This window comes from Nonomuraea sp. NPDC050451 (genome assembly GCF_044458585.1).
In genome coordinates, this window is sequence record NZ_JBITHZ010000003.1 from 209,058 (window position 1) to 225,399 (window position 16,342).

Sequence of the window (16,342 nt, forward strand, 5' to 3'; positions counted from 1 at the left end):
GCGTCCACGCGGTGCAGAGGCGAGTTGGCGGCCGCGGCGGCCGTCGGTATCACCAGTAACAGGAAGACCAGAAAACCGGTCAGCAACAACATTCGTCATTCGCCACGCCGGGGAAAGTAGCAGAATGCGGAATCGCCAAAAAGGGGGCTCGAGTGATTTCCGATGAAGTCTGGGGGCGCCTGGGTCCGCGGGCGGGCATGGTGCGCCGGATCTCTTACGGACGCTGGCACCTGGCCGGAATCGCAGTGCTCCTCGCCGGGGGCGCCTGGATGAGCGGGGCGTTCGTCCCCCGCCTGTCGCACAGTACGGGCAGTGGCGACACCACCACGACGTACCAGGATGAGCTCGACGGTGGCGGCGCCTTTCCCCGCTCGCTCCCGCCCGGCAGGCAGATGACGCTGAGGCTCGTCCTCGATGTCACCGACTGCCGGGCCGCCCTGACCGAGGACGTCCCCCTCGTGGTGGAGGCGGAGCGGTGGTGGGGCCGCACCACCGCCGAGGCGCAGGCCGAGGAGCCCTGGCACACCTCCTCGATCGAGTCCGCCTGCCGCGTCAACGCTTCCTGACGAACGAGATGTCCGCAGCGCGCAGGCGGTCGATGAGTGGCCGGCCCATGGCCGAGGCCGTCGTGAGCTGGCCGGCGCGGTCCGGGAGGTCGTCGAAGGCGAGGCAGAGGGCCGACTCCGCGAACATCCTGGCCGTCGCGCCGTAGCCGGGGTCCCCGCCCGAGACCTCCGTGACCACGCGCTCACCCCCGCCCTCGCCCAGGAACGTGACCTTGAACCAGTTCCGGGCTCGGCGCTCGGCGGACGGGCCCTCGCCGGGCTTCAGCCGGTCCTGGATCCAGCCGCGTACGGGCGGGATCTGGGCGAGTGCGGCGAAGGCGCCGGCGGCCGTCACGGTGGCCAGGGCCTCGGGGAGGGTTCGGACGGCGTAGTGCTGGCGGTAGGTGAAGTCGGGGCCGTAGCGGTCGAGGAGGCGGGCCGAGTAGCCGACGACGAACGGGTCGAGGCTCGGCATCGGGAGCGCCCAGCCGCCCACGTAGCGGACGCCGCCGGGCAGCGAGCTCACGTTGCGGCCGGCGGGCCGGGGCTCGGCGGAGCGGCGCTGCGTGCCCTGCTGGACCGTCTGGCGGGCGCGGCCGAGTATGGACATCATCGTGGCCAGGGTGCCGCCCGACGGGGTCATCCTCGCCCGCAGGAAGCCGCTCACCCTCAGCGGAACGCCCTCGGGGAGGTGGCTGACGGTGTGGAGCACGCCCAGGTCGTACGGGATGGAGTCGAAGCCGCAGGCGTGCACGAGCTTGGCGCCGTTCCTGGCCGCCCGGTCGTGGTGGCGCACGTAGACCAGGTCCACGAACTCGGGCTCGCCCGTCAGGTCCAGGTAATGGGTGCCGGCCTCGGCGCACGCGGCCACCAGCGGCTCGCCGTACGCCACGTAAGGGCCGACCGTCGTGGCCAGGACGCGCGTCTGGCGGGCGAGCGCGGCCACCGAGGCGGGGTCCGTGGCGTCGGCGAGCAAGATCGGTACGTCGAGCCCCAGCCGCTCCAGCTTGGCGCGGTCGCGCCCGGCCAGCGCCCACCGCGTGCCGGGTCCGGCGGCCTGCGCGAGGTAGGCGGCCGTGAGCGCGCCGGTGAAGCCGCTCGCTCCGAAAAGTACGATGTCGTAGGGGCGGTCCATGATCCCGAGCCTCCCCGCGACGGCCCTCGCGCGCAACTCCACTCCGGGTAAAACCGTGACGTCACGAACGGTTAACGGATCCCTGAGGAGTTGCTGAACGTCGTAAAGTTTGCGTCGTTGGGGTTAGCACACGTGGGGATGACGAATGCCGCAAATCTCGCCGTTGGTCGCCGGCGATCCCACACAGCTGGGGTCCTTCCGGCTGTCCGGACGGATCGGGGAAGGCGGTCAGGGCATCGTTTACCTGGGCGTCAGCGACAGCGGGGAGCAGGCGGCGATCAAGCTGCTGCACGTCAAGTTCACCGGTGACACGATCGCCAGGTCGAGGTTCGCCAGGGAGTTGAAGGCGGCGCAGCGGGTGGCGTCGTTCTGCACGGCCAGGGTGATGGAGGCCGATCTCGACGGCAACACGCCGTACATCGCCAGCGAGTACATCGACGGCCGGGCGCTCAGGGACATCATCGAGACCGACGGGCCGCTCACCGGCACGGTGCTCGACCGGCTGGCCATCGGCACGGCGACCGCGCTCACCGCGATCCACCACGCCTCGATCGTCCACCGGGACTTCAAACCCGACAACGTGCTGATCGCCGCCGACGGGCCGCGCGTGGTGGACTTCGGCATCGCCCGGATCATCGACTCCACCGGCACGATCACCAGCCGGGCCATCGGCACGCCCGCCTACATGGCGCCCGAGCAGATCGCGGGCGATGACGTCGGGCCCTATACGGACGTGTTCTCTTGGGGCGCCACCATCGCGTTCGCGGCCACGGGGAAGCCCGCGTTCGAGGGCAAGTCCATCGCCGTGGTGCTCAACCGGATCCTCAACCACGAGGTCGACGTCGGCATGATGCCGGAGCCGCTGCGTGGCGTGGTGCGCTCCGCGCTGTCCAAGTCCCCGGCCGACCGGCCGTCCGCCGACCAGATCCTGCTGCGGCTGCTCGGGCAGCCGTCCACGGTGGGGGCGTCCACGGCGGTGCTCACCCGGGGCGTGCAGGTGGCCAGCGACGACACGACACCGTTCAGCAGGGTTTCGGCGGGCTCGATCACGGACCTGCCCCGGCCGCAGTCCACGACGGCACCCTCCGCGTCGTCACCGCCCGCTACGTCACCGCCCGCTACGGCATCGCCCGCGACGATGCCTCCCGCGACGGTTTCTCCCGCGACGGTGCAGCCCGAGGGCGGCGGGGTGCCGTACCCGCTGACCGAGCCCTCCCCGCCCGGGCGGTCGCGCCGCGCGAGGGTGTGGATCGCGGTGGGCACCGCCGTCGTCCTGCTCGCCTCCGCTGCCATCGCGCTCGCGATGAACGGCGGCTGGTCGATCACGTTCAGTGAGGGGCCCCAGCCCACAGGGACGGCCGAGCAGAAGGCTCCCTCCACCGCGTTCGCCACTGTGGTCGACAAAGTGGCGCAGACCGGGAAGATCGTGATCGGCGTAAAGGGCGACCTGCCCGGCATCGCGCTGCAGAACGGCGACGACTTCCAGGGCTTCGACATCGAGTTCGCCAAGCGCGTCGCCGCCGAGTTAGGGGCGAAGGACACCGCGCTCGTCAAGGTCAGCAGGGGCGACCGGGCCGACGCGCTGGCCGACGGCAGCGTCGACCTGGTCGTGGCCACCTACTCCGTCGACAAGTCCGAGACCCAGTTCGCGGGGCCCTATTACGTAGCGCACCAGGACGTCCTCGTGCACGCGGGCAGCGGCATCGACTCCGTGGACGACCTGGAGGGCAAGAGGCTCTGCGCCCCCGACAGCCCGTCCGTCGGCGAGGTGCAGTCGAAGGTGAAGGTCGAGCCGGTCTCGGCCGGCGACTACGCCGTCTGCATGCAGCTGCTCAGGGACGGCAAGGTGGACGCGGTCCCGGGCGACGACCTGATCCTGGCCGGGTTCGCCGCCCGCGAGAACATGCGCTACAAGGTCCTCGGCGCCAAGCTCAACAACGAGCGGTACGCCGTGGGCATCAGGAACGGCGACGTGAAGACCTGCAAGGCGGTGAAGGCGGTCATCGCGGACCTCTATCACACGGGCTTCATGAAGCAGCTTTTGAGCAAGCACTTCGCCAAGGTCGACTTTGATCCGGAGCTGAAGGTGCCCGCGATGGAAACCTGCGGATGACGAGCAGGTAGCATCCCAAAGTCAACCAATATCCTGCTAGTGAGGGGAAGGCCATGGCGTCGTCAGCCAACGGGCCCGTCAAGGTGACCGTTACCGGAGCAGCCGGTCAGATCGGCTACGCACTGCTGTTCCGCATCGCGTCGGGGCAGCTGCTCGGCGCCGACGTCCCGGTCAAGCTCAGCCTGCTGGAGATCCCGGCGGCGGTGAAGGCGGCCGAGGGCACCGCGATGGAGCTCGACGACTGCGCGTTCCCGCTGCTGTCCGGCATCGAGATCACCGACGACCCCAACGTCGCCTTCGCCGGGGCCAACGTCGCGCTGCTGGTCGGCGCCATGCCGCGCAAGGCCGGCATGGAGCGCGGCGACCTGCTCGGCGCCAACGGCGGCATCTTCGGCCCCCAGGGCAAGGCGATCAACGACCACGCCGCCGACGACATCAAGGTCCTGGTCGTGGGCAACCCGGCCAACACCAACGCGCTCATCGCCCAGCGCAACGCGCCCGACGTGCCCGCCGACCGCTTCACCGCGATGACCAGGCTCGACCACAACCGCGCGCTGTCGCAGCTGGCCGCCAAGCTCCAGGTCCCGGTCACCGAGATCAAGAAGATGACGATCTGGGGCAACCACTCCGCGACGCAGTACCCCGACCTGTTCCACGCCGAGGTGGGCGGCAAGATCGCGGCCGAGCAGGTCGACGGCGAGTGGCTGCGCGAGACGTTCATCCCGACGGTGGCCAAGCGCGGCGCGGCCATCATCGAGGCCCGTGGCGCATCCTCGGCCGCCTCGGCCGCCAACGCGGCGATCGACCACGTCTACGACTGGGTCAACGGCACCGAGTGGACCTCCGCGGCGGTCGTCTCCGACGGCTCCTACGGCGTTCCCGAGGGGCTCATCTCGTCGTTCCCCGTGCGTGCGGCGAACGGCAAGTTCGAGATCATCCAGGGTCTCGAGATCGACGCGTTCTCCCGCGACCGGATCGACGCCAGCGTGCGCGAGCTGGAGGAGGAGCGCGACGCGGTCAAGGAGCTCGGGCTCATCTGACGACCGGCCCGGCCCCCCGCGCGAGGCGGGGGGCTTCAGGGCGGACAGGGTACGGGCTGCACGGCGGGTACGGCCGGCGGGGTGGCGAAGATCACGCCCGCGGCGGCCAGAAGGCTACCCGCCACGATGAGGACACCGAAGAGCAGCTTCGTGACCCTTGGTGAAAAGTTCCTCACATTTCGGTATCACAGCACATTTTGCGGTGCCGTATCACGCATTTGCGGAAAGCGCGTCCCACGCGTCGGAGACGATGTCGCGCAGCGCAGGTCGTTCGGCCTTCCAGCCGAGCTCGCGCTGGATCTTGGCGGACGAGGCGACCAGCACGGCGGGATCGCCGGGGCGCCGGTCCGCGACCACGGCCGGGATCTCGTGCCCGGTGACCTCACGGCAGACCGAGATCACCTCCTGCACGGTGAAGCCGGTGCCGCTGCCCAGGTTGTAGATCTTGTGCTCGCCCGGCGTGACGGCGTCCAGCGCCAGCAGGTGCGCCCGCGACAGGTCCGACACGTGGATGTAGTCGCGTACGCAGGTGCCGTCGGACGTCGGATAGTCGGTGCCGAAGACGCTCACGGACTCGCGCTCGCCGGTCGCGACCTTCAGGACGTTCGGGATGAGGTGGGTCTCGATCGTGTGCCGCTCGCGGTAGCGGCCGTAGGCGCCCGCCACGTTGAAGTAGCGCAGGCTCACCGCGCCCAGCCCGCGGATCTGCGCGAACGCGCTCAGAGTGGTGTCGACGGCCAGCTTGGAGGCGCCGTAGGGGTTGGTCGGGCGCGTGGGGTCGTCCTCCTCGATGGGGGAGCGCTCGGGCTCCCCGTACGTGGCCGCGGTCGAGGAGAACACGATCCTGCTCACCCCCTTGTCCCGCATGGCGTCGAGCAGGGCCAGCGTGCCGCCGAGATTGTGGGCCCAGTAGAGCCCCGGCTTCTCCACCGACTCGCCCACCAGCGACTTGGCCGCGAAGTGCAGCACCGCGTCCATGCCGTCGAGCACGTCGTGTGCCTCGGTGATGCTTTTTTGGACAAATCGGGCACCTTCTGGCACCGCGTCCTGATGCCCGGTTGACAGGTCGTCGAGTACGGTCACCTCGTGTCCTGCCTCGATGAGCTGCGCCGCCACGACACTGCCGACGTATCCGGCACCCCCGGTGACCAATAGTCTCATGTGTACTCCTGTGCAAATATGTTGGATTTTGTACGGCTTGCCGCCCAGCATACGCGCGAAAGCCGCCGAGTACGCTGCCAACCACCATGTTTGACACCCTCGCGGCCAACATCGCCCTGGTTCTGGTGTTCATCCTGATCGGGGGGTTCTTCGCCGCCGCCGAAATCGCCATGGTCTCCCTCCGGGAAAGCCAGGTCCGCAAGCTCTCCCGCCGGGGCCGACGAGGCGAGCGGGTGGCCAAACTCGCCCGTGACCCCAACCGCTTCCTGTCCGCCGTCCAGATCGGCGTCACCGTCGCCACCATGCTGTCGGCCGCGTTCGGCGCCGACCGGCTGGCCGCGCAGCTCGTGCCCGTCCTGGAGCGGTGGCAGGTGCCCCAGGCCGTCGCCCCCGTGCTCGGGCTCGTGCTGGTGACGCTGGCGATCTCGTACATGTCGCTCGTGCTCGGCGAGCTGGCGCCCAAACGCCTGGCGCTGCAGCGGGCCGAGGGGCTGTCGCTGTACGTGGCGCCGTTCCTCGACCGGCTCGCGTCCCTGTCACGGCCGATCATCTGGATGTTGTCGAAGTCCACCGACCTCGTGGTCCGGCTGCTCGGGGGCAATCCGGAGGCCGACCGCGAAGAGGTCACCACGGAAGAGCTGCGTGACATGGTGGTCGGGCACACCGACCTCACCGCCGACGAGCGCCACCTGATCGCCGAGGTGTTCGCGGCCGGGAAACGGCAGCTCAGAGAGGTGATGCTGCCGCGTACCGAGGTCGAGTTCATGGACGCCGACACGCCGCTGGACGAGGCGGCCCGCCTCGCGGCGGGGCTGCCGCACTCGCGCTTCCCCGTCTATCGGGAGACGTACGACGAGGTCATCGGGTTCGTGCACGTACGGGACCTGCTGGACCCCGAGCTCATCGGGCGGACGGAGCCGATCGGCGCGGTGGTGCCGATCCGCGCGGCCAAGTTCGTGCCCGCCTCGAAGCGGCTGCTCACCACCTTGAACGAGATGCGGGACGAGGGTCAGCACTTGGCGATCGTGGTGGACGAGTACGGCGGCACGGCGGGCATCGTGACCTTGGAGGACCTGGTCGAGGAACTGATCGGGGACATCAGGGACGAGTACGACGAGGAGGAGGACGTCGTGATCCTGCCCGCCGGCGAGATCGAGATCGACGGCCTCACGAACCTCAATGACTTCGCCACCGAGACCGGCATCCGGCTACCCGACGGCCCCTACGAGACGCTTGCCGGATTCGTCATGGCGATGCTGGGGCATGTGCCAGTTGTCGGGGAGAAGGTGGAAATAGCGGGTTTTGAGATGACTGTCACAGGGCTGGACGGGCGCCGTATCGCGAGGGTGAGAGTGAAACGCGGCCCAGCGGTCGAGTCGCCGCCCGAGCAAGATTCCTGACACAATTGCGTTCTATGGCCAGACCTCGTGTACTCTCCGGCATCCAGCCCACAGCGGACTCCTTCCACCTGGGCAACTACCTGGGTGCCGTCCGCCAGTGGGTCGCTCTGCAGGAGACCCACGACGCCTTCTACTGCGTGGTCGATCTCCACGCGATCACCGTGCCGACCGAGCCCGCCGCGCTGCGCCGCCGCACTCGCATCGCCGCCGCCCAGCTCTTCGCCGCCGGCCTCGACCCGGAGCGGTCCACCGTCTTCGTGCAGTCGCACGTGCGCGAGCACACCGAGCTCGCCTGGATCCTGATCTGCCTCACCGGCATGGGCGAGGCGGGCCGGATGACCCAGTTCAAGGACAAGTCGGCCAAGTTCGGGGAGAGCGCGGCCAGCGTCGGCCTCTTCACCTACCCGATCCTGCAGGCCGCCGACATCCTGCTCTACCAGGCCAACCGGGTCCCGGTGGGCGCCGACCAGAAGCAGCACCTGGAGCTCACCCGCGACCTGGGCCAGCGCTTCAACCACCGCTTCGGTGACACGTTCACGCTGCCCGAGCCGTACATCCTCAAGGAGGTCGAGAAGATCACCGACCTCCAGGACCCCACGGCGAAGATGTCGAAGTCCTCCTCGAGCCCGGCCGGCATCCTCGACGTGCTGGAGCAGCCCGGCCCGCTGCGCAAGAAGGTCATGCGGGCGGTCACGGACACGGGCTCGGAGGTGCTGTTCGACGAGGAGAACAAGCCGGGCATCTCCAACCTGCTCCGCATCCAGTCGGCCCTGACCGGCACCCCCATCCCCGACCTCGTGGCCCGCTACGAGGGGCAGGGGTACGGCACGTTCAAGAAGGACGTGGCCGAGGCGGTGGCCGACACGTTCACGCCCATCCGGGAGCGCACGGAGAAGCTGCTGTCGGACGAGGCCGAGCTCGACCGCCTGCTCGCGATTGGGGCCGAGCGCGCCGCGGCGGTGGCCAAGCAGACCATGGCCGAGGTTCGCGACAAGGTCGGCTTCCTCCCCACGCTGTAGGCCACGCAGCTCCACCCACCCCGTTGCCCTGTTACCGGGTGGGCCTGCTGGACCCCGCCCCGAGCGGTCCTCGCTATCGCTCGGGCTGCTCTTCCCGGGCGGCCTTCGGCCGCGCTATCGCGCGAACGCGGTTCGTCGACACCACAGGGGCACGGGCGAATTGAGCTGTTGGCCGTGCAGGGGATCAGCAAGCGGCTGAGGAGATCGGCTCGGTCGGGGCCAGGGGCGTGGCTACGAGGGAATCGGCTCACCCGCCGGGCCGGCATCGGGTCTCACCTCGGCTGCGACGCCACGGCTTCGCAGCTGGATCTTCAGAAACTCCATTTCCACCAGCGTCCCGACCAAGCCGGTGTCAGTGAGCTCGTCGGCGAGTTCACGAGCCCGGGGAAGCGACACCTCCGAGACCTCCCGCAGAACCTTCAAGACCGAGACCAGGCTCGGCCGCGGCCCGACCACACACAGCCGGCTCGGGCCATGCTCCGCCAGCAGGGCACTGCGGACATCCTCAGGCGCCCTACCTGGACCGGCGTGCTCGCACAAGTAGGCACCGCAGGACTCGCAGTAGACCTCGGCATCCCACCACAGCTGCCCGCGGTCGATGAACTGGTTCACCTGGCGGACCTGGGTGCCCTCGCAGCGGCCACACCGCGATTCGATCTTTGCTGTCTGCCCCGTCATCCCGACACCAACGCTCCCATCGCCGCCACGAGCCGACGGGCCCGGCACCACATACTCGGTCACGTCACACCGTACAGATCGCTCACTGAGGCCAGAGATCTCGTTCAGCCAGAGCCAAGAGACCGTTCGAGACCAAAGACGACGCCACTTTCAACGACCGGTGGAGGTTTCGATTCTCATCGAAGGCGGGCACCTCTATGAGCTTCCGTACCACCAGGTCGCCGACCAATAGCGACAGCCGCGGCGGGCGGTCTCCCTGCTCTGCGTGACAGCCGATAGCGGGGTGGCTCGTACGCGCACGAGCCACCCCTCATCAAGAGATCACCCGAAGATCATTCGAAGAGGCCGGGAGGCATCCAGCCCGGTGTGCCGGGTAGCGGGGTGACGGGTTTCCTGAGCGTCTGGGCCTCGGCGGGTGGGACCGCCGGGCAACGGGTCCCCGGCGCCGGGAGGGTCTGCGAGATCAGGTAGGCGTCGACGGCCTCCATGGCGCAGGCTCCACGCCTGTAGACGATGTGGCCCCAGCCCTCGTACGTGAGCAGCCGGCCCGACCGACCCAGTTGGTGGGCCGTGCTCAGGGCCCACGGGTAGGTGGTGGCCGGGTCGTGCAGGGAGTTGAGGACCAACAGCGGCGTGTTCGTCCGCACCTTCAGGCGGTGCTGCGGGTTGGGGATCGGGTCCGGTTGGCCGAGGCACGAGACGACCGGACTGATCGCCAGCGGGCTGTAACGCATGTCGGGCGCGATCTTCGCCAGGCGGCGCACGTGCTTGCTGAACTCGCGGTAGTCGCGTACGGGCAGCCGGAAGTCCAGGCAGAAGATCTGGAACGGGTTGGGGCTGACCTCCTGCGTCCGGTCGATCGCCAAGGGGAACGCGCCCGGGCGCGATGTGTCACCGGCCTCCAGGTCGGCGAGCAACTGCGAGAGCGGCTGCCAGTTGCCCGGATCGTAGAAGGCGCCCAGGGCGTTGTCGATCAGCATGTACGCGGTCACCTTGGTGTCCGGCTCTCCCGGGACGGGCAGTTCGCCGCGGTCGGCGCGCTCCAGCAGTCCCTTCCAGATCGACCTGACGTCCTTGCCGTGCTGGACGCAGCGGCTGTCGCGGTCGCACCAGGCCACGAACTCGTTGAAGGCGTCCTGCGCGCCCCAGGTCTCCGTGTCCATGAAACCCCGCGTGTCCAGGCTGTGGTCCATCGTGCTGTCGAGCACGAAGGCGCGGACCCGCGACGGGTAACGCTCGGCGTACAGCTGGCCGAGGAGGGTGCCGTAGGAGCCGCCCCAGAAGGTCAGCTTCTTCTCGCCGAGCGCGGCGCGGAAGGCGTCGAGGTCGGCCGCGGTGCTGAGCGAGTCGACGTGGTCGAAGAGCGGGCCGGTACGGGCCCGGCAGTCGGCACGCAGGCGGTCGTTGTAGGCCAGCGTCCTGTCGAAGTCGGCCTGGCTCTTCAGGAGCGGATCCGGGGCCTGCACCATCACGTCCGTGGAGCAGACCACGGGGTGGCTGCGGTTGGTGCCCCGCGGGTCGAGGCCGACGATGTCGAAACGGCGCAGGATCTCGGGACTGAATATGTGCGGGCTGCCGAGGACCAGCTCCACCCCCGATCCTCCCGGGCCGCCCGCTCCCAGCGCGAGCGCGCCGATCCTGGCGGCGGGATCGGTGGCCTTGCGGCGGGCCACACCCACCTCGAACGTGCCGTTCGACGGCTGGTTCCAGTCGATGGGCACGGTGAGCGTTCCACATTCGACGGCCGGCTCTTCCGGACACGGAGCCCACGAGATCGTGTCCTGTGACTGCGCGGCCTGCGTGGTGGCGGCCGCGACCGGCGTGAGTAAGGCGAGCGGCGAGACGAGTCCGAACAACAATGCGGTGAGTCTTCGCATGCTCTGATCTTCAACGGCCTCCGGACGACTGTGAATCGGGCGCAAGTATGGACCGGCGGCTCCTTCGCGAGGACGACGGCACTGGGTCTTTGGTCCCATGTACCGGTGAGCGGGCAGCGGCGGGCTCTCCCGGGACGGATATTTCGGCGCGGAGAGGACCTGCTCCGGACGCGCCGCGATACGCTCGCGGCGTGTCCGACGACGCCACGGCGCAGCCTCCGTTACCAGAGCTCACCCGGATCCTGATCGGTCCGCCTGGCAAGGTGCTGCTTCCCCTGGTCGCCCTGCTCGCGCTGATCATCCTGAACCACTGGAGCCTGCCGGGCGGCGGTCCCTTCCCGCTGGTGTTGACGGGCTTGATGCTGGGGCTCGGCACGGTCGTCGTCTGGACCGCCCGGTTCGTCGTGGGCCTGCTGCGTTCGGACGGCCGCGCCGGGCTGCGACGGCACTGGGTGCGCTGGGCATGCGCGCCCGTCATCGGGGTGGCCGTGGTCGGCATGGTGTACGCCGACCTGCCCTTCGCCGCCCGATTCACGCTCTCGGAGGCGAGCCTGGAACAGCTCGCCCGGACGGTCGCCTCGGGGGACGAGTCCGGCGGGCACGACGACCAATGGGCGGGGCTCTACCCGCTGACGTCGATCGAGCGGATCGAGGGCGGGGCGCGGTTCCTGGTGAGCGGCACCGGGTTCCTCGACGGGTACGGCTTCGCGTGGAGCCCCGACGGTGAGCCGCCCGCCGAGTCCCACACCGGATACACGCACCTCGAAGGCCCCTGGTACGTATGGGAGAGCCGGTTTTGAGAGTCCCCGGAACGCCCGGCTTCTGGGTCTTCCTGGCCGCCGCGCAACTGATTCCCGCCTGGTACGCCGCCGGGGAGATCGGCTGGCTCGTCGCGCCCGTCGTCGCGCTGCTCGCCATGATCGCCGCCGTGACCCGGGCGTACCAGGACGCGGCACGCCTGCGAACCGCGGAGGATTCACCACCGGACGAACAGTAGGGGTGCCGTCCCATCCCAGGTCCACGTTCTGCGTGCTTACTCGGGGACGGGGAGCCGCGGTGCCGGGAACAGGTCGCCGACCAGCAGCGTCGCCGCTTGCGTGGCGATGGCGAGGATGTCGTCGTCCATGGCTTCGGTGCCCTGCGCGGCCAGCACGGCGTTGTGCACACTGAGCAGGGCCATCCGGACCCGCAGCCGGTCGGTCAGCGGCGCGTCGGGGCCGAGGAGGAGCTGCGTGGCCCTGCCTATCCGTTCCAGCGGGCCGCCGTCCCGCAGCGGCATCACCTTGCGCAGGGTGGCATGGTTGGCGGCGGCGAACCGCATGATCCGCAGTCCCCGCCTGCCGCTCAGAGCGATCCAGCGGCCCAGGAATTCGGAGGACAGCTCCGGCGTGAGCGCCTGGCCTGCGGCCCAGTCCAGCAGGTCGTCGAGGGCGCGCATATTGTCCTGGAAGAGGCTGAGGATGATCGCCTCTTTGCTGTCGAAATGGTAGTAGAGCGCCGCCTTGGTGATGCCGATCTGCTCGGCGATCTCGCGCATCGAGGTGGCGTCGTAGCCGCGCTCGGTGAACAGCGACAGCGCGGCCTGCTGGATCTCGGCCCGCGTCTGGCTGCCCTTGCGCCGCGCGGCCGTCACCTGTTCCGTCTTTGACATCGCTCTTCTTGCTCCCAGGCTCAGCTCTCCGGAGAGTCTACACCCACTTGCTTACCGGCCGGTCAGCAAGTACCTTGCTAACCGGCCGGTAGGCAATCACCTCTGGCCAGCCGGAGGCGACCGGGATCGCCGTGATCGAGGAAGGAAGGGCTGGCATGAGTTTGCGAGTTGTGGGAGCGGGATTTCCGCGTACGGGGACGACGTCGCTGAAGGCGGCGTTGGAACGGCTGCTCGGGGCGCCCTGCTACCACATGCAGGAGCTGTTCGGGCGGCCGGACGACGCCGCGGTCTGGCGCGACGCCTACGCGGGTGTCATGCCTGACTGGCAGCGATTCCTCGCGGGATACGCCGCCGGGGTGGACTGGCCGATGTCGTGGTTCTGGCGGGAACTGTCCGCCGCGTTCCCGGACGCGCTGGTGCTGCTGTCCCGGCGGGAAAATGTCGAGCGCTGGTATCAGAGCATGGATCGTACGGTGCTGGAAGGGGCGCGCCGGCTGACACGCGGCGACTTCGCCGGCGCGCGGCCGCCGATGGTCGCCGGTGGCACCCCCGAGCAGGCCCACGCCATGGAGGAGATGATCCGGGCCATGTTCGGCGGCGCGTTCGGCGACCCCCACGACCGCGACAAGGTCATCGCGGCCTACGAGCGGCACCTCGCCGAGGTCCGCGCCACCGTGCCGGCGCACCGGCTGCTGGAATGGCAGCCGGCCGACGGCTGGCAGCCCTTGTGCGCCGCACTCGACCTCCCGGTTCCCGACGAGCCGTTCCCGCACGAGAACACCACGGCCGACATGCGGGCCCGGATGAGCGACCTCGGTGGGCAATGACCTCAGCGCCGCGTCGGATGCCGGCGAGGAAGAACGGCCGGTCCGCATGAACCACGTCGGGGCCGAGGGCACCGCCCCAGGTCAACGCCGGCGGCTCACCGACGCCGACACCCCGGCCTGGCAGGACGGCCGTGGCCTGCTGCGGCCCGGCAGGCAAGGCCGACACCTCGCAGATCCGCCAGGAGGTCAGTAGCCCCGCCCCCTCGAAGCGGCAACTCGCGCAATTGCTTACCGGCCGGTTAGCAAGTAAGCTTGCCGACCGACCGGTAAGTTCTATTGCATCGATGGGAGCGCAATGATGGCAGGAGACAGCGTGACGAGTCCCCCGGTGGCGGGGCAGCAGGCCGGACTGGGGTTCAGCCACCGCCAGATCCTCGTGACCATGAGCGGCCTGGTCATCGCCATGATGCTGGCGATGCTGGACAACATGATCGTCGCCCCGGCACTGCCGACCATCGTCGGCGATCTGGGCGGCCTGAACCACCTGGCGTGGGTGACCACCGGCTACGTCCTGGCCTCCACCGTGGCCACGCCGATCTGGGGCAAGCTCGGCGACCTGTACGGCCGGCGCATCGTCTTCGTCGCCGCCGTGGCGCTCTTCCTGCTCGGCTCAGTCTTGTGCGGGATGTCACAGGACATGGCGCAGCTGATCGGCTTCCGCGCGCTGCAGGGCCTGGGAGCGGGCGGCCTGATGGTCGGCGTGCTGTCGATCATCGGTGAGATGATCCCGCCGCGGGACCGCAGCAAGTACCAGGGCGTGATGATGGCCGCCATGCCGGTGGCGATGATCGGCGGCCCGCTCATCGGCGGCTTCATCACCGACAACCTGAGCTGGCGCTGGGCCTTCTACGTCAACCTGCCGCTCGGCGCCATCACCCTGGTCCTGTGCTGGATCACCCTGGCCAAGCTGCCCAGGGGCACCGGCAAGGCGGTGATCGACTGGTGGGGCACCGCGCTGCTGACGGTGTGGATCACCGCGCTGGTGCTCATCACCAGCTGGGGCGGCACCCAGTACGACTGGGGCTCGCCGCAGATCCTCGGCCTGGCGGCGCTGGCACTGGCCGGGTTCGTCGCCTTCGTGATCGTCCAGCGGCGGGCAGCCGAGCCGATCATGCCGCTGCGGGTCTTCAAGAGCCGCAACTTCTCCCTCGCCGGCGCCGTCGCCTTCATCTCGGGTTTCGCCATGTTCGGCGCCACGGGCTTCCTGCCGCAGTTCCAGCAGTTCGTCCAGGGCTCCTCGGCCACCAACAGCGGCCTGCTGCTCATGCCGATGATGATCGCCGCGATGATCGTCAGCCTGGCCGGCGGCTCACTGATCAGCAGGACCGGGCACTACAAATCGCTGCCCATCATCGGCTCCATCCTCGTCACCGTCGGCCTGGCGCTGTTCGCCACCGTGGACCTCGACACCACCACCACGATGACGGCCCTCTACATGGTGGTCCTGGGCGCCGGCATGGGCGCGCTGATGCAGACCAGCACCCTCATCGCCCAAAACAGCCTCGACCTGCGCGACATGGGCGCGGGCACCGGGGTGTCGACCTTCCTGCGCAACATGGGCAGCTCGCTCGGCGTCTCCCTGCTCGGCGCCGTCTACACCAGCCACCTGGCCGACTCCCTGGCGGCCGCCGGGCCGGCCGGGCAGGGCGTGGCCGCCTCCGCCACCTCGATGACCCCTCAAGCGCTGCGTGCCCTGCCCGAAGCAGCCCGGCACCTGTTCCAGCAAGCCGTCACCGACGGCATCACCACCCTGTTCACCTGGGGTGCGGCCGTGACCGCCGTCGGCATCATCCTGGCCCTGTTCATCCGCCAGGTCCCACTGCGCAGCGCCGCCACACCAGCCGCCAGCCCCGACGCCGAGCCGGTCGCGGCCGGTAGGTGAGGCCATCCGCCCCGACCAGCCGGCATCGGGCAAGGCCCACGACAGCGAGGCGATGGCGCGATGATCCACGCCCTGATCGCTCCGGTGGTGTCACGTTGGTTGACGGCCCCCAGTAGTCGTGCGGCCTTAGCGGTGCTAAATTTGCCTTAGCGTCGCTAAGGGGGTGTCTGATGATCAGCGTGATGACGGCCGACGGGACCGAGGCGCGGGCCGTCGACGAGGGGCAGGGGCCGATCGTTCTCGTTCTTCACCCCGGCCTCGACGACGGCTCGTCCTGGCGGGAGGTGACCGCGCGGCTCACCGCGCGCCATCGGGTCGTGCGGCTGCACCGTCGCCGTTACCGGCTCGATATCGGCGGCGCGTCCTGCACGGTCGCTCAGGAGGTCGAGCACGTCCTGGCCGTGGTGGCGGCGCTGGGCGGCGGGCCGATGGTGCTCGTCGGGCACTCCTCAGGTGCGGTGATCGCGCTGGAGGCCCTGGTGGCCGACCCGTCGGCGTTCGCGGGGGCGGTTCTGTACGAGCCGCCCGCCGTGATCGGGGCGCCGCTGGGCGGGCCGCACGGCGAGGTGCACGCGCGGGCTCGGGCGGCGATCGCGGCCGGTCGGCCGGGGAAGGCGATGAGGGTGTTCCTGCGGGGGTCCGTGCGGGTTCCCGCGTGGGTGGCGGTCCTGGCCGGGGTGTTCGTGACGGTGGTGCCGAGGATGCGGGCGCTCGTTCCGTCGCAGATCGAGGACAACGTGGGCATGGACTCGCTCGGCGTGCGGCTCGACGCGTACTCGGGGATCGAGGTGCCCACCGTGCTGCTCGGCGGCGATCGCAGTCCGGCGCATCTCGCGGAGAGGCTCGACGCGCTGGAGCGGGTGATGCCGCGGGTGGAGCGGGTGGTGCTGCGCGGGCAGGGACACTCCGCCCACCTCAAGGCTCCCGGTCAGGTCGCCGCCGTCATCGACGCCTTCGCCGCCAAGGTGCTCGACCGGCCCGGCCGCTGAGCCGCCGGATCCAGCGAGTCCGCCG

General features: G+C 69.5%; 15 protein-coding genes. 10 read left to right on the plus strand and 5 right to left on the minus strand.

From position 1 onward, the window contains the following. Positions 1-152: 152 nt before the first annotated feature. Positions 153-566: a hypothetical protein gene (locus tag ACIBI9_RS12225; protein ID WP_397222024.1), complete on the plus strand. Its 414-nt coding sequence runs from the start codon at positions 153-155 to the stop codon at positions 564-566. Here ACIBI9_RS12225 and ACIBI9_RS12230 read toward each other — a convergent pair. After that, positions 553-1,680: a saccharopine dehydrogenase family protein gene (locus ACIBI9_RS12230; protein WP_397222025.1), complete on the minus strand. Its 1,128-nt coding sequence runs from the start codon at positions 1,678-1,680 to the stop codon at positions 553-555. The two genes, ACIBI9_RS12225 and ACIBI9_RS12230, sit on opposite strands and share 14 nt — an antisense overlap. Before the next feature lie 145 nt (positions 1,681-1,825). Here ACIBI9_RS12230 and ACIBI9_RS12235 point away from each other — a divergent pair, with 145 nt between their 5' ends. Together ACIBI9_RS12235 and ACIBI9_RS12240 are read left to right on the plus strand one after the other, a co-directional pair. After that, positions 1,826-3,793 (plus strand): serine/threonine-protein kinase, encoded by a 1,968-nt coding sequence (locus ACIBI9_RS12235; protein WP_397222026.1) that lies wholly within the window; start codon positions 1,826-1,828, stop codon positions 3,791-3,793. Between the two features lie 53 nt (positions 3,794-3,846). Continuing rightward, positions 3,847-4,833 carry a malate dehydrogenase gene (locus ACIBI9_RS12240; protein WP_397222027.1) on the plus strand — a complete coding sequence of 329 codons (987 nt, stop codon included), beginning with the start codon at positions 3,847-3,849 and terminating at the stop codon, positions 4,831-4,833. A 210-nt stretch (positions 4,834-5,043) separates the two neighbouring features. Here the strand turns inward: ACIBI9_RS12240 and galE are convergent, their stop codons facing one another. Then, positions 5,044-5,994 (minus strand): UDP-glucose 4-epimerase GalE, encoded by a 951-nt coding sequence (galE, locus tag ACIBI9_RS12245; RefSeq protein WP_397222028.1) that lies wholly within the window; start codon positions 5,992-5,994, stop codon positions 5,044-5,046. Positions 5,995-6,080: 86 nt separating this feature from the next. Between galE and ACIBI9_RS12250 the strand changes: the two genes are divergently transcribed. Both ACIBI9_RS12250 and trpS read left to right on the plus strand, forming a co-directional pair. Next, the gene (locus ACIBI9_RS12250) at positions 6,081-7,394 is read left to right on the plus strand and encodes a hemolysin family protein (RefSeq protein ID WP_397222029.1); all 1,314 of its coding nucleotides are present in this window, start codon (positions 6,081-6,083) and stop codon (positions 7,392-7,394) included. 14 nt (positions 7,395-7,408) lie between these two features. Continuing rightward, complete coding sequence (trpS, locus tag ACIBI9_RS12255; protein WP_394493142.1) at positions 7,409-8,413, plus strand: tryptophan--tRNA ligase; 1,005 nt, start codon at positions 7,409-7,411, stop codon at positions 8,411-8,413. A 231-nt stretch (positions 8,414-8,644) separates the two neighbouring features. On the opposite strand, the gene ACIBI9_RS12260 is transcribed toward trpS, so the two are convergent. Both ACIBI9_RS12260 and ACIBI9_RS12265 read right to left on the minus strand, forming a co-directional pair. Continuing rightward, positions 8,645-9,154 carry a hypothetical protein gene (locus ACIBI9_RS12260; RefSeq protein ID WP_397222030.1) on the minus strand — a complete coding sequence of 170 codons (510 nt, stop codon included), beginning with the start codon at positions 9,152-9,154 and terminating at the stop codon, positions 8,645-8,647. 269 nt (positions 9,155-9,423) lie between these two features. Beyond that, the gene (locus ACIBI9_RS12265) at positions 9,424-10,968 is read right to left on the minus strand and encodes an alpha/beta hydrolase (RefSeq protein ID WP_397222032.1); all 1,545 of its coding nucleotides are present in this window, start codon (positions 10,966-10,968) and stop codon (positions 9,424-9,426) included. A gap of 191 nt (positions 10,969-11,159) precedes the next feature. Between ACIBI9_RS12265 and ACIBI9_RS12270 the strand changes: the two genes are divergently transcribed. Then, positions 11,160-11,768 carry a hypothetical protein gene (locus tag ACIBI9_RS12270; protein WP_397222033.1) on the plus strand — a complete coding sequence of 203 codons (609 nt, stop codon included), beginning with the start codon at positions 11,160-11,162 and terminating at the stop codon, positions 11,766-11,768. Next, complete coding sequence (locus ACIBI9_RS12275) at positions 11,765-11,965, plus strand: hypothetical protein (protein ID WP_397222034.1); 201 nt, start codon at positions 11,765-11,767, stop codon at positions 11,963-11,965. The genes ACIBI9_RS12270 and ACIBI9_RS12275 overlap by 4 nt, the downstream gene beginning before the upstream one ends. Before the next feature lie 36 nt (positions 11,966-12,001). On the opposite strand, the gene ACIBI9_RS12280 is transcribed toward ACIBI9_RS12275, so the two are convergent. Further along, the gene (locus tag ACIBI9_RS12280; protein ID WP_397222035.1) at positions 12,002-12,619 is read right to left on the minus strand and encodes a TetR/AcrR family transcriptional regulator; all 618 of its coding nucleotides are present in this window, start codon (positions 12,617-12,619) and stop codon (positions 12,002-12,004) included. A gap of 155 nt (positions 12,620-12,774) precedes the next feature. Here ACIBI9_RS12280 and ACIBI9_RS12285 point away from each other — a divergent pair, with 155 nt between their 5' ends. The 3 genes from ACIBI9_RS12285 to ACIBI9_RS12295 all read left to right on the plus strand — a co-directional run bounded on the left by ACIBI9_RS12285 (position 12,775) and on the right by ACIBI9_RS12295 (position 16,317). Then, a complete protein-coding gene (locus tag ACIBI9_RS12285; protein WP_397222036.1) occupies positions 12,775-13,446 on the plus strand; it encodes a sulfotransferase family protein in 672 nt (223 codons plus the stop codon). A gap of 313 nt (positions 13,447-13,759) precedes the next feature. Continuing rightward, positions 13,760-15,328 carry an MDR family MFS transporter gene (locus tag ACIBI9_RS12290; RefSeq protein WP_397222037.1) on the plus strand — a complete coding sequence of 523 codons (1,569 nt, stop codon included), beginning with the start codon at positions 13,760-13,762 and terminating at the stop codon, positions 15,326-15,328. A gap of 170 nt (positions 15,329-15,498) precedes the next feature. Continuing rightward, positions 15,499-16,317 carry an alpha/beta fold hydrolase gene (locus ACIBI9_RS12295; RefSeq protein WP_397222038.1) on the plus strand — a complete coding sequence of 273 codons (819 nt, stop codon included), beginning with the start codon at positions 15,499-15,501 and terminating at the stop codon, positions 16,315-16,317. Positions 16,318-16,342 lie beyond the last annotated feature (25 nt).